Origin of the sequence: Nonomuraea sp. NPDC048882 (assembly GCF_040649755.1) — a bacterium.
Lineage (GTDB): Bacteria > Actinomycetota > Actinomycetes > Streptosporangiales > Streptosporangiaceae > Nonomuraea > Nonomuraea maheshkhaliensis.
Genome location: NZ_JBEZGB010000003.1, coordinates 370,763 through 383,259, shown reverse-complemented (window position 1 = coordinate 383,259; position 12,497 = coordinate 370,763). Strand labels below are relative to the sequence as shown.

Below are 12,497 nucleotides of genomic sequence, written 5' to 3'. Positions count from 1 at the left end.
CCTCCCAAGGAGACCGGGCGGGGCGGTCAGAGTTCGACGTGGTGGTCGGGGTCGGCGCCGATGCGGCCGCCGTCGATGGCGTCGAGGCGGGCCGTCTCCTCCGGTGACAGGCTGAAGTCGAACACCTCGAAGTTCTGCCGCATCCGTTCGGGATCGCCCGACTTCGGGATGGGCACCGCGCCCGCCTGCACGTGCCAGCGCAGCACTACCTGGGCCGGCGTACGACCGTGGGCGAGCGCCAGGTCGGTGACGGCCGGGTCGTCGAGCAGCTTGCTCCGGGCGCCGAGCGGGCTCCACGACTCGGTCACGATGCCGTGCTCGGCGTGGAAGGCGCGCAGCTCGTGCTGGGGGAAGCCGGGATGCATCTCGATCTGGTTGACGACCGGCAGGACGCCCGTCTCGTCGGCCAGCCGGCGGATCTGGGTGGGCGTGAAGTTGGAGACGCCGATCGAGCGTGCGAGGCCCTGGTCGCGCAGGTGGATGAAGGCCCGCCAGGTGTCGGTGTAGAGGTCGCGGCCGGGCAGCGGCCAGTGGATGAGGAAGAGGTCCACGTAGTCGAGGCCGAGGCGGGCCCGGCTCTCCTCGAAGCCGCGCATGGCCGCGTCGTAGCCGTGGTGGGAGCCGCGCAGCTTCGTGGTGACGAACAGCTCGTCGCGGGCCACGGACGCGTCCGCGACGCCGGCGCCCACCTCGGCCTCGTTGCCGTAGATGGCGGCGGTGTCGATCAGGCGGTAGCCCAGCGAGATCGCGTGGATCATCGCCTGGCGGGCCGCCTCGCCGCGCATGGGATAGGTGCCCAGCCCCAGGCGTGGCATCGGGCGGCCGTCGGAGAGCATGACGGTCATTTCGCGGTCCTTCCCCCTCTGTCGTGCGGATCAAGTGTCCTCCCTTACCCGGCGGCATGACGGGCAATCCGTGACGTGCCGGGGAAGGGGGTCGTTCAGGTCTCCAGGTAGCGCAGGATCGCCAGCACGCGGCGGCTGTAGCCGGGGTCGCGGGGCAGGTCGAGCTTCTCCATGATCGCGTTGACGTGCTTCTCGACCGTGCTGAGCGAGACGTGCAGGCGTTCGGCGACCGCGACGTTGACGAACCCCTGGGCGAGCAGCCGCAGCACCTCCCCTTCGCGGGGGCTGAGCCGGCTCAGCGGGTCGGCGCGGGTGGTGCGGGCCAGCAACTGGCGCACCACCTCGGGGTCGAACGCCGTGCCGCCGGCGCGGACCCGTTCGAGCGCGCCGAGGAACTCGCCGACCTCGGAGACCCGGTCCTTGAGCAGGTAGCCGAGCCCTTCGGTGGACCCGGCGAGGAGCCTGGCGGCGTAGTGCGGCTCGACGTACTGCGACAGGACGAGCACGCCGACGCCCGGCCGCCGCTCGCGGATCTCCAGCGCCGCCCGCAGCCCCTCGTCCTTGTGGGTGGGCGGCATGCGTACGTCGATCACGGCGACGTCGGGACGGTGCCGATCGACGGCGTCGAGCAGCGCGGGCGCGTCGCCGACGGCGGCGACCACCTCGTGCCCGGCGTCGTCGAGCAGCCGGGTCAGGCCCTCGCGCAGCAGCACCGAGTCGTCGGCCAGGATCACCCGCACGGCGGCGCCTTCGGCAGGGTCGCGGTGATCCGGGTGGGACCGCCGGGCGGGCTGTCCACGGTGAACGTCCCGTCGAGCGCCAGCACGCGCCGGGCCAGGCCGGACAGCCCGCCGCCCGAGGCGTCGGCGCCGCCCGCGCCGTCGTCGGAGATCGCCACGCTCACCGTCCGCTCGTCCTCGCTCAGGACCACCAGGATGTCATGCGCGCCGGCGTGCTTGACCGCGTTGGTGATGGCCTCGCGGGCGACGAAGTACAGGGCCGTCTCGACCTCGGAGGCGAGGCGGCCGGTCAGCCCGTGGTGCACGGTGACGGGGACGTCCGACCGTTCCGCCACGCCGGCCAGCGCGGCGCGCAGGCCGAGCTCGTCGAGCGCGGTCGGGTAGACGCGCCAGGCCACGCTGCGCAGCTCGTCGAGGAGCCGGCGGGATTCGGTGTAGGCCTGGTCGACCAGCTCGGCGGTCCTGTCGGGGGCGGCGCTGAGGCGGGCGCGGCCGAGCAGCATGGCCAGGGCCACGCCGCGCTGCTGCACGCCGTCGTGCAGGTCGCGCTCGATCCTGCGGCGCTCGTCGTCCACGGCTCTGACGATGCCGGTACGGGTGGCGGTCAGCTCGGCGATGCGCCTGCGCATGAGCTCCTGGCTGCCGGGGCCGAGGAAGCGGGCGGCCAGGCGGCGCTCCAGTGCCGCCAGGGCCATGACCATGAGGACGAGCACGGCCAGCAGGACCGCTCCCAAGGTGAGGCCGAGGATGCCGCTGCCGGTCACGATCTTGACGCCGGGCAGGTTGAGCGGGACGGGCTCCATCCTGTCCCTGATCAGGTCCCAGGCGCCGCCGACCGTGAGCAGGCAGGCCAGGAACAGGGTGGACGCGCAGACGTACCCGCCGAGGAGGGACAGGGCGGCGCGGGCGGCCAGGAACGTGTACCCGCCGTCCCGCGTTCCCTGCTCCTGGTCCAGGTCGAGCCAGCGGGACAGGCGGGCGCGTTCGAGGGCGGTGAGGCGGGCGCGTACGCGGGCGAGGGCGGGACGCAGCGCGGGAACGAGGGAGGCGGGGGCCGCCGCGCACAGGAAGGCCAGCTCGGCGAGGCCGAGAACCGTTCCGAGAAGGACCCCGGCCGCCGTCCGCACGATCCGGCCGCCCCACACGGGCGTGAAGTCTAGGCGTCGCGGCGGCGCATCACGACCAAGCCCGCCACCAACGCCGCCGCCGTCCAGACCACCAGCCATGCCAGCCCCTCCCCCGCCGGGTACGGGATCGGCCCGCCGGTCGGATTGTCGGTGCTGCCCATGAACGCCAGCCCGGCGAACATCGGCAGGCGCATCGAGATGTACACCGCCGCCTGGCTCCCGGTCATCAGCAGCATCAGCGGCAGGCCCATGAGCAGCATGAACACCACGGTCAGGGTGCCCGCCGCGCTGCGCACGGCCGCGCCGACGCCCAGGGTCAGCACCGAGACGAAGGCGTAGAAGACGCCGGTGCCCAGCAGGTCGAGCGCGACGTCGGCGGCGGGCAGCACGACGAGCCCGCCGAACACGTCGATGGACAGCAGCAGGTACACCGCCGCCGTCGCCACCGCCCCGGACAGGACTCCGGCCACGAACATCACGGGGGCGACCACCAGCGCCTTGGCCGCCAGCACCATGCCGCGCACGGGCGTGGCCTGGAGCGTGACGCGGATGCCGCCGGAGGCGTACTCGGTGGTGATCGTCAGCATGGCCAGGGCCACCAGGGCGAACTGGACGAACGACGTGGCCGAGACCACGGGCTCGCTGGCCGTGACGCGCACGCCCGCCGCGCCGTCGCGCAGGGCGTCGGTGACGGTGGAGCCGCCCAGCGTGACGGCGGTCAGCACGGTGAGCACGAGCGCGCCGGCCAGGCACCACCAGGTGGACCTGACCGACCACAACTTCCCCCACTCCGCCCCGGCCACCTGCCACAACGTCCGCGCCTGTGCGCTCATCGGCCCGCTCCGTACTCGACGCTGTCCGAGGTCAGCTCCTGGTAGGCCTGCTCCAGGGACGCCTGTCTGGTGCGCAGTTCGTGCAGGCGGATCCCGGCCTCGTGGGCCAGGTCGCCGACGCGTTCGACGGGGGCGCCGGTGGCCTCCAGTTCGTTCTCGCCGAACCGGTCCACCGCGATCCCGGCGGCGCGCAGCCGGGCGGCGAGGGCGTCCGCGTGCGGGGTGCGGACCAGCACGGCCGTCAGCGAGCTGCCCGCGATGACGTCGGCCAGCGGCGCGTCCGCGATGAGCCGGCCCCTGCCGATCACCACGAGGTGGTCGGCGGTGAGCTGCATCTCGCTCATCAGGTGGCTGGAGACGAACACCGTCCGGCCCTCTTCCGCGAGAGACCGCATGAGCCCGCGCACCCACCGCACGCCGTCCGGGTCGAGCCCGTTGACGGGTTCGTCGAACATCAGCACTTCGGGGTCGCCCAGCAACGCCGCGGCGATCCCGAGGCGCTGGCTCATGCCCAGGGACAGCGTCCCGGCCCGCTTGCGCGCCGCGCCGGCCAGGCCCACGGTCTCCAGCACCTCGCCGACCCGTCGCCGCGCGATCCCGTTGCTGCGGGCCAGCGCCACCAGGTGGGCGTGGCCGCTGCGGCCGGGGTGCACGGCACGCGCGTCGAGCAGCGCGCCGACCGTGCGCAGGGGGTACCTGATCCGGTGGTACGGGACTCCGCCGACGAGCGCGGTGCCGGCGCTGGGCCGGTCAAGGCCGAGGACGAGGCGCATCGTGGTCGACTTCCCCGCACCGTTGGGGCCGAGGAAGCCGGTCACCGTGCCCGGTCTCAGGTCGAGGGACAGGTCGTCCACGGCGAGACGGTCGCCGTACCGTTTGGTCAAACCGCGCAGACTGATCACGCCGCCCCACGCTAGGAGCCCGCGGCGGCGGGAACCATGGGGGCGACCCGCCGACCTCGATGGCGGAAAACCGTAACCCGGACGCCCCCGCTCAGGAGTGGGCCGCGCTCATCCATTCGGGGACGTCGCTGAGCAGGCCGCCCAGTTCCTCCAGCAGGTCCTCGTCCACGACGGCACCCGACGCGGACAGGTCCTCGACGCGCCGGCAGAGCTCCGCCTCCCTGACCGCGCCGACCGTGGCGCAGGCGCCCCTGAGCCGGTGGGCGAGCGCCGTGGCGGCCGGGCGGTCGCCGTCGCGTACGGCCTGCCTGAGCTCGTCGAACGTACGCGTGGCGGTGGCGAGGTAGGCCCGCGCCACGTCCGCCAGCGCCTCCTGGGACAGCCCGGCCAGCTCGGGCGGGAGCCCGGCCGAGGCCGTCCACTCCGGGATGCGGGCCAGCACGCGCGGCCAGTCCACGGGCTTGGCCAGATGGTCGTCCATGCCGGCTTCGAGGCAGCGGATCCGGTCGTCGGGCATGGCGGCGGCGGTCATCGCGATGATCGGCGTGTGGACCTCCTCGCGGCCCCTGATCTCCTCGGTGGCGGCCAGTCCGTCGAGCACGGGCAGCTGGCAGTCCATGAACACCAGGTCGTAGCCGCCTTCGAGCACGGCCCGCACGGCCTGGGCGCCGTCGTCGACCACCTCGACCTCGTGACCGGCCTGGCCGAGGACGAGCATCGCCACCTGGCGGCTCACCTCGTCGTCCTCGGCCACGAGGATCCGCGCTGCGGCGGCCGGGCTGCCGTTCTGGCCGGCCGGATGGTCGCCGGGGGACTCGGCGGTGCCCAGGGCGTTCTCCACGGCGGCGACCAGGCGGCGGCGGCTCAGCGGCCGGGTGATCGACTGTACGGCCCGCTCGCCGGCCGGCGCCGGCCAGGCGAAGCCGGAACGGCCCGGGGTGACGACCACGATGACGCTGGTGGCCTGGAGCAGCGGGTCGGTGAGGATGGCGTGGGCGAGCGAACGCGGCGCGCCCGGGTCCGCCCCCAGCGAACCGCCCAGTGGGTGACTCGACGAGCCGCCCGGCGAAGTGCTCAGTGCGGCGTCAGGTGAAGTGGCCAGCCCATTGCCCCGTGCGGCATCCGGCGCGGTGGCCAGCCCATTGCCTGGCGACGGGTCCGGGGTCGTGCCCAGGTCGAGGGCGACGACCGCCAGCTCGTACGGCTCCCCCGCCGCGGCGGCCGACCGCAGGCGGGCCAGGGCCTGCTCCTGGTCCCTGGTCTCCTCGACCTCGGCCCCGGCCTGGGCCAGGTAGCGCGCGGCCAGCGTACGGTCCTCGGGCCGCGAGTCGGCGACGAGCGCGCGCCGTCCCTCCAGGGTGTGCGCCCCGGGCTCGGCCCAGGTCACGACGTCGACCGGCAGCGTGGCCCAGAAGCGGCTGCCCACGCCCTCGACGCTGTCCAGCCCGATGCTGCCGCCCATGAGCTCGACGAGCTGCCGGCTGATCGCCAGGCCCAGGCCGCTGCCGCCGGTCCTGCGCGTGATCGGCGAGTCCACCTGGCGGAAGACGCCGAAGACCCGTTCCCGGTCGTTGGGGCCGACCCCGATCCCGGTGTCGGCCACGGCGAACCTGAGCGTCACCCGTTCCTGGCCCGGCTCGCCCTCGTCGAGGGTGACCCGCAGGTCCACGCCGCCCTGGAAGGTGAACTTGAGCGCGTTGCCGACGAGGTTGGTGAGCACCTGGCGCAGCCGGGCGGGGTCGCCCGACACCTGGCTCGGGACGTTCTCGTCGAGCCGGAGCGTGAGCCAGAGCCCCTGCTCGTACGCGTGCGGCGCGAACGGTGCCACGACCTCGTCGCACAGGCGCGGCAGGTCGAAGGCCACGGCGTCGACCTGGAGATGGCCGGCCTCGATCCTGGACAGGTCGAGGAAGTCGTCGAGCAGGCGCAGCACGTTGTGGGCCGACTCCTGGGCGGTGGTGGCGTAGTAACGCTGCTCCTCGTCCAGCCGGGTGCCCATGAGCAGGGAGTTCATGCCGAGCACGCCGTTGATCGGGGTGCGGATCTCGTGGCTGATCTTGGCCACGAACTCGGACTTGGCGTTGGAGGCGCTGAGCGCGTCGTCCCTGGCGGAGGCCAGTTCGGCGGCGTATCTGGCCAGCGTGGCCTGGGCCCGGCGGCGGCCACGCGTGGAGTGGATCTGCAGGCCGAGGCCGATGAGGATGAGCAGGGCGAGCAGGGCGGCGACGGTGAGCACGTTCGTGCGCAGCTTGTCGGCCGAGGCCAGCGCCTCGGAGGCGGAGACCTCGGCGGTGACCGTCCAGCCGATGCTCGGGATGGGCTCGGAGGCCGACATGACCAGGCCGTCGATGCCGCGGTACATGCCGCTCCACGCCTGCCCGGCCAGCGCGGCGTCCACCCGGAAGTCCTCGCGCAGGGAGGTGAGCGCGTACACCTGCCTGCCGGGGTCGGCGACGAGCACGCCGGCCTTGTCGGTGATGAGCAGCCGGATGTCCTGCGCGTTGGCGGCCTCCTCGGCGAACGCCTTGATCGCGTCCAGGCTGTAGACGATGGCGAGCATGCCGAACATGCGCACGCCGTCGGCGCTCATGATGGGCGCGGCCACGGCGACCGCCCTGGACACGTCGCCCATCGTGGGCGTGTACGCCTGGGAGACGTGGGCCTGGCGGCCGTCGCGCACCGCGCGGTACCAGTCGGTGCTGGTGATGTCCTGGGGCAGCGCGCTCGGGGGTTCGGCGCCGAGCATGCTTCCCTCGGGGGAGATCAGCATGAGCCCGCTGACCCCGTCGCGCATGCGTTCCAGCTGGCCCAGCCAGTCGCGCAGCGTCGTCGGCGTGGCGTCGCCGACGGAGGCGCGCACCTCGGGGCGCTGCGCGAAGGCGGTGACGAGCTGTTTGAGCGAGCTCATCTGCTGGTCGACCACGACCCTGCTGACCGACGCCGTGGTCCTGACCCGGTTGCTGACCTCGTCGCGCACCGCGCCCTCGGACAGCGAGATGCTGGACGACGTCAGTGCCGCCAGTGGCAGCAGGCCCAGGAGCGTCCACAGGGCTGTCACCGCGAACAACCACCGCACGGGCGTCCGTCCCTCCCCCCAGCCGTTCGGGTACAGAGTAGGAGGTAACCGGCGCGTACGCCGGATCCGGATGAGCAGAACGAGCAAAAGTCGATCTTTTGTAATAAAACACGCTTAAGCTGCAAGAATCTACTGCTTGGACGAGGAGCGTGGCGATGCCTGAGCCCAGGGACATCACCGTACTCATCGTGGACGATGATCCGGTCGTCACGGCGGCGCTGCACGCGCAGGTGAACCGGGTGCTGGGCTTCAGGGTGGTGGGCATCGCCCACACCGGCCACGCGGCGCTGGCCGCCGCCGGCCGCTTCGCGCCCCGGCTGATCCTGCTCGATCTGCACCTTCCGGATATGCCCGGCTTAGAGGTCGCGCACCGGCTGCGCCGACCGGAACAGCCGCCCGCCGACATCATCGTCGTCTCCAGCCGCAAGGAGTCGGCCACCGTACGGGCGGCCATCCAGCGCGGCGCCCTCTACTACCTGGTCAAGCCGACCAGGGCCGGCACGCTGGAGCAGACCCTGCTGCGGTACGCGGCCACCGCCGAGCAGCTCGACGGGGGCGGCCGGTTCGCCGAGCAGCAGGAGATCGACCGCCTCTTCCGCTCGCTCCACCTCGACCAGGGCACCCGTCCGAAGAGCATCTCGCCGGCCACCGAGCAGAAGATCCTGGACGCGCTGGCCGAGGTCGAGGAGGACGCCTCGGCGCACGAGCTGGCCGGGATGGTCGGCGTCAGCCGGGCCACCGCCCGCCGCTACTTGGAGCACCTGGCCGATCGCGGGCTGGTCGAGGGCCGCCCGAAGTACGGGGAGACCGGGCGTCCGCAGCACCGGTACCGCGTCCGATGAGCGGCCCGCCCACCGGCCAGCCGACCGACCGGCCGACCGGCCTGATGACCGGCCCGATGACCAGTCCGGTGAGGATCCCCGTGCGGCGCGGGCTGCGCGTGGTGCTGGCGGCAGTACTGCTCTGCGTGCTCGCGACCGGCTGCGGCGAGGCGGACGCGTTCGCCACGGAGTCCACGATGGCGCGGATCAAGCAGCGCGGCGTGCTGACCGTGGGCACCAAGTTCGACCAGCCGATGTTCGGCTACAAGGACCCGGCCAGCGGGCGGATCACCGGGTTCGACGCGGAGATCGCGCGACTGCTGGCCAAGGACCTCACCGGCAGCGAACGCAACGTCCGCTTCGTCGAGACCGTCTCCCGCGAACGCGAGAACTTCATCACCCAGGGCGTGGTGGACCTCGTCATCGCCACCTACTCGATCACCCCGGCCCGCTCCGAGCTGGTCTCGTTCACCGACCCGTACTACTACGCGGGGCAGGACCTGCTGGTCAGGATGGGCGATTCCACCATCAACCAGGTGACCGACCTGGGCGGCAAGACGGTCTGCACGGCCAAGGGCTCCACCTCCGTGGACCGGCTGCGCGAGCAGGTGCCGACCGCCAAGCTGGAGATCGTCGACGCCTACAGCATCTGCATCCCCGCCCTCATCTCCGGCCGGGTGGACGCGCTCAGCACCGACGACACCATCCTGCTCGGGCTGCTGGCCCAGCATCCCGACACACTGCGCCTGGTACGCAAGCCGTTCGGGCGCGAGCCGTACGGGATGGGCGTGCGCAAGCAGGACACGGCCTTCCGCGACTACCTCAACGGCCTGATCTGCCGCTGGCTGCGTGACGGCCAGTGGGACCGCGCCTTCATGGCCACGATCGGCGTCCACGGCAACACCGCCGGGCCGTCCAGGCCGGCCAACTGCTGACCTGGCACCCGACCTGGCTCCTGGGCCGGCTGCTGAGCTAAACGAGCACAAACAACCAAAACGATCACAAGCCTTTCCGCGGAACATGCGGCTCCTACGGTTACGCCAACGCTGACCGAGACGAGGAGCGTGGCGCATGTCCCAGTCGGACCTGATCGTCCTGGACCAGGTCAACAAGAGATTCGGCGATCATCACGTCCTGCGGGACGTGAACCTGAAGGTCCGGCAGGGCGAGGTCGTCGTGATCATCGGCCCGTCCGGGGCGGGCAAGTCCACCCTCTGCCGGGCGATCAACCGGCTGGAGACCATCGACTCCGGCACGATCACCCTCGACGGCACCCCGCTGCCGTCGGAGGGCAGGGAGCTGGCCAGGCTGCGCGCCGAGGTCGGCATGGTGTTCCAGTCCTTCAACCTCTTCGCGCACAGGACCGTCCTGGACAACGTCGTCCTCGGGCAGGTCCACGTGCTCAAGCGGCCGAAGGACCAGGCCGTGCGCAAGGCCCGTGAGCTGCTCGACCGGGTCGGCATCGGCGCCCAGGCGGACAAGGTGCCGGCCCAGCTCTCGGGCGGGCAACAGCAGCGGGTGGCCATCGCCAGGGCCCTGGCGATGGACCCGAAGGCGATCCTGTTCGACGAGCCGACCTCGGCGCTGGACCCCGAGATGGTCAACGAGGTGCTCGACGTCATGACCACGCTGGCCCGCGAGGGCATGACGATGGTCGTCGTCACCCACGAGATGGGCTTCGCCCGCCGGGCGGCCGACCGGGTCGTCTTCATGGCCGAGGGCGAGATCGTCGAGCAGGGCGCCCCCAGCGCCTTCTTCGGCGCGCCGAGCAGCGACCGCGCCCAGTCCTTCCTCGCCAAGATCCTCACCCACTAAGGAGTGTCATGTTCGGCAGATCCCTTTACGCCGTGTTCGCCGTGGTCGCCGTGACCGCCACCGGGTGCGGAGGGGGGCAGGAGAGCTACGCCTCGATCGTGGACAAGGCCAAGACCGAGAAGAAGCTGGTCATCGGCGTGAAGGCCGACCAGCCCGGCCTCGGCCTGCGCACACCCGACGGGAGCTTCACCGGGTTCGACATCGAGGTCGCCACGTACGTGGCCAAGCAGCTCGGGGTCGAGCCGTCCGGGATCACGTTCAAGGAGACCGTGACGGCCAACCGGGAGGCGTTCATCGAGCAGGGCCAGGTCGACATGGTGGTGGCCACGTACTCGATCACCGACGCGCGCAAGCAGAAGGTGTCGTTCGCGGGGCCGTACTTCGTGGCCGGCCAGGCCCTGCTGGTACGGGCCGACGACGCCGCGCTGACCGGGCCCCAGGCGCTCAACGGCAAGAAGCTGTGCTCTGTCGCCGGCTCGACCCCGGCGCAGAAGGTCAAGACCGAGTACGCCAAGGAGGTGCAGCTGCAGGAGGAGCGGACCTACTCGGCGTGCGTGGACCGCGTGCTCGGCGGCCAGCTCGACGCCCTCACCACCGACAACGTCATCCTGGCCGGCTACGCCGCGCAGCACGCGGGCAAGCTCAAGGTGGTCGGCGAGCCGTTCAGCACCGAGAAGTACGGCATCGGGATGAAGAAGGACGACACGAACGGCCGCAAGGCGGTCAACGACGCCCTGGAGAAGATGTTCGCCGACGGTAGCTGGACCAAGGCGCTGCAGGCCAGCGTGGGCTCCTCCGGCTTCACCGTCTCGCAGGCCCCGCAGCTCGAACGGTACTGAGGCCCATGGACGCGTTGCTGACCGAGGGCGGCACCATTCTGGCCGCCTTCTGGATGACGGTCCGGCTGACGGCGGTCAGCGCGCTCGGCTCTCTGGTGCTGGGCACGCTGCTGACCGCCATGCGGGTGGCCCCGCTGGGCTCCCTGCGCGCCACCGCGACCGCGTACGTGACCGTGGCCCGCAACACGCCCCTGACGCTGGTGCTGCTCTTCACCGGCCTGGGGCTCGGCGCGAACCTCGGGCTCGAACTGTCCGACGACATCGCGACCAACAACTTCTGGCTCGCCGTCATCGGACTGACCGCCTACACCTCGGCGTTCGTCTGCGAGGCGCTGCGCTCGGGGCTGAACACGGTGCCCGTGGGGCAGGCGGAGGCGGCCCGCTCGCTGGGGCTGGGCTTCGTCAGGACACTGGCGCTGATCACGCTGCCGCAGGCGTTCCGCGCCGTGGTGGCGCCGCTCGGCAGCATCCTCATCGCGCTGACGAAGAACACCACGATCGCGCTGGTGGTGGGCGTCGCGGAGGCGTCGGTGCGGATGCGGGAGCTGGTCGAGACGTACGGGGACCAGGTCATCGAGGTCTTCCTCGGCTTCGCCGCCGGGTTCGTGCTGCTCTGCCTGCCGATGGGGCTGGCGTTCGGCTGGCTGTCGAAGCGGATGGCGGTGACCCGATGACCTACGCGAACCTGTACGAGGTCGCCGGACCGCGCGGCGTCCAGCGCAACCGGGTGCTGACGGGTGTCGTCGCGCTCGTGCTGCTGGCGCTGGCGTACGTCGTCTACGTGCGCTTCGAGGAGAAGGAGCAGTGGGCGGCGGAGAAGTGGGCGCCGCTGCTGCGGGCGGACGTGTGGGCCACGTTCATCCTGCCCGGCCTGGCCGGGACGCTGGCGGCGGCCGTCGCCGGGGTGGTGCTGGCCGGGATCTTCGGGCTCGTCTTCGCCACCGCCCGGCTGTCGGAGCACGCGTGGGTGCGGGTGCCGGCGGCCGTGGTGGTGGAGTTCTTCCGGTCCGTGCCGCTGCTGCTGCTGATCTTCTTCGCCTTCTTCGGGTCGTACGCGCTCATCGGCGTGAACGTCTCCGCCTTCGCGGCGGTGGTGTTCGGGCTCACCCTCTACAACGGCTCGGTGATCGCCGAGATCGTCCGCGCCGGCGTGCTCAGCCTGCCGAAGGGACAGCGGGAGGCGGCGTACGCGGTCGGCATGCGCAAGGGGCAGGTGATGCGCCTCGTGCTGCTGCCGCAGGCGCTCAAGACGATGCTGCCCGCGCTGATCAGCCAGTTCGTGGTGCTGCTGAAGGACTCGGCGCTCGGGCTGATCGTCGGCTACGACGAGCTGGTGGACCGCGGCCTGAACGGGATCGCGGCGAACTTCTCGAACGTGATCCCGGCGGCGATCCTCATCGCGGCCATCTTCATCGTCATCAACATGGCGCTGGACCGGCTGGCCCACCGCCTGAGCAAGACGGGCACCCGCCGCCCGGCCAAGCCCGCCTCCTGACCCC

The 12,497-nt window shown here is 71.8% G+C and carries 12 protein-coding genes; 6 read left to right on the top strand and 6 right to left on the bottom strand.

Annotation, left to right across the window (positions count from 1 at the left end):
- Positions 1–26: 26 nt before the first annotated feature.
- The 6 genes from AB0C27_RS11820 to AB0C27_RS11795 all read right to left on the bottom strand — a co-directional run bounded on the left by AB0C27_RS11820 (position 27) and on the right by AB0C27_RS11795 (position 7,523).
- Positions 27–845 carry an aldo/keto reductase gene (locus AB0C27_RS11820; RefSeq protein WP_357841622.1) on the bottom strand — a complete coding sequence of 273 codons (819 nt, stop codon included), beginning with the start codon at positions 843–845 and terminating at the stop codon, positions 27–29.
- Positions 846–940: 95 nt separating this feature from the next.
- Positions 941–1,585, bottom strand: coding sequence for a response regulator transcription factor (locus AB0C27_RS11815; protein ID WP_357841619.1), 645 nt, complete (start codon positions 1,583–1,585; stop codon positions 941–943).
- Positions 1,576–2,730, bottom strand: a complete 1,155-nt coding sequence (locus AB0C27_RS11810; protein WP_357841616.1) for a histidine kinase — start codon at positions 2,728–2,730, stop codon at positions 1,576–1,578. Before AB0C27_RS11810 ends, AB0C27_RS11815 begins: the two co-directional genes overlap by 10 nt.
- Positions 2,731–2,741: 11 nt before the next feature.
- A complete protein-coding gene (locus AB0C27_RS11805) occupies positions 2,742–3,545 on the bottom strand; it encodes an ABC transporter permease (RefSeq protein WP_357841613.1) in 804 nt (267 codons plus the stop codon).
- Positions 3,542–4,447, bottom strand: a complete 906-nt coding sequence (locus AB0C27_RS11800; RefSeq protein WP_357841610.1) for an ATP-binding cassette domain-containing protein — start codon at positions 4,445–4,447, stop codon at positions 3,542–3,544. Before AB0C27_RS11800 ends, AB0C27_RS11805 begins: the two co-directional genes overlap by 4 nt.
- A 91-nt stretch (positions 4,448–4,538) precedes the next feature.
- Positions 4,539–7,523, bottom strand: a complete 2,985-nt coding sequence (locus AB0C27_RS11795) for a response regulator (RefSeq protein WP_357841607.1) — start codon at positions 7,521–7,523, stop codon at positions 4,539–4,541.
- 155 nt (positions 7,524–7,678) lie between these two features.
- Between AB0C27_RS11795 and AB0C27_RS11790 the strand changes: the two genes are divergently transcribed.
- The 6 genes from AB0C27_RS11790 to AB0C27_RS11765 all read left to right on the top strand — a co-directional run bounded on the left by AB0C27_RS11790 (position 7,679) and on the right by AB0C27_RS11765 (position 12,493).
- Positions 7,679–8,365: a response regulator gene (locus AB0C27_RS11790; RefSeq protein WP_106250915.1), complete on the top strand. Its 687-nt coding sequence runs from the start codon at positions 7,679–7,681 to the stop codon at positions 8,363–8,365.
- A 56-nt stretch (positions 8,366–8,421) separates the two neighbouring features.
- A complete protein-coding gene (locus AB0C27_RS11785; RefSeq protein WP_357841603.1) occupies positions 8,422–9,279 on the top strand; it encodes a glutamate ABC transporter substrate-binding protein in 858 nt (285 codons plus the stop codon).
- 136 nt (positions 9,280–9,415) lie between these two features.
- Positions 9,416–10,159 (top strand): amino acid ABC transporter ATP-binding protein, encoded by a 744-nt coding sequence (locus AB0C27_RS11780; protein ID WP_357841599.1) that lies wholly within the window; start codon positions 9,416–9,418, stop codon positions 10,157–10,159.
- A gap of 8 nt (positions 10,160–10,167) precedes the next feature.
- Positions 10,168–10,998 (top strand): glutamate ABC transporter substrate-binding protein, encoded by an 831-nt coding sequence (locus tag AB0C27_RS11775; protein ID WP_357841596.1) that lies wholly within the window; start codon positions 10,168–10,170, stop codon positions 10,996–10,998.
- Between the two features lie 5 nt (positions 10,999–11,003).
- Positions 11,004–11,672: an amino acid ABC transporter permease gene (locus AB0C27_RS11770; RefSeq protein WP_357841594.1), complete on the top strand. Its 669-nt coding sequence runs from the start codon at positions 11,004–11,006 to the stop codon at positions 11,670–11,672.
- A complete protein-coding gene (locus AB0C27_RS11765) occupies positions 11,669–12,493 on the top strand; it encodes an amino acid ABC transporter permease (RefSeq protein WP_346106994.1) in 825 nt (274 codons plus the stop codon). The genes AB0C27_RS11770 and AB0C27_RS11765 overlap by 4 nt, the downstream gene beginning before the upstream one ends.
- The last annotated feature ends 4 nt before the right edge of the window (positions 12,494–12,497 follow it).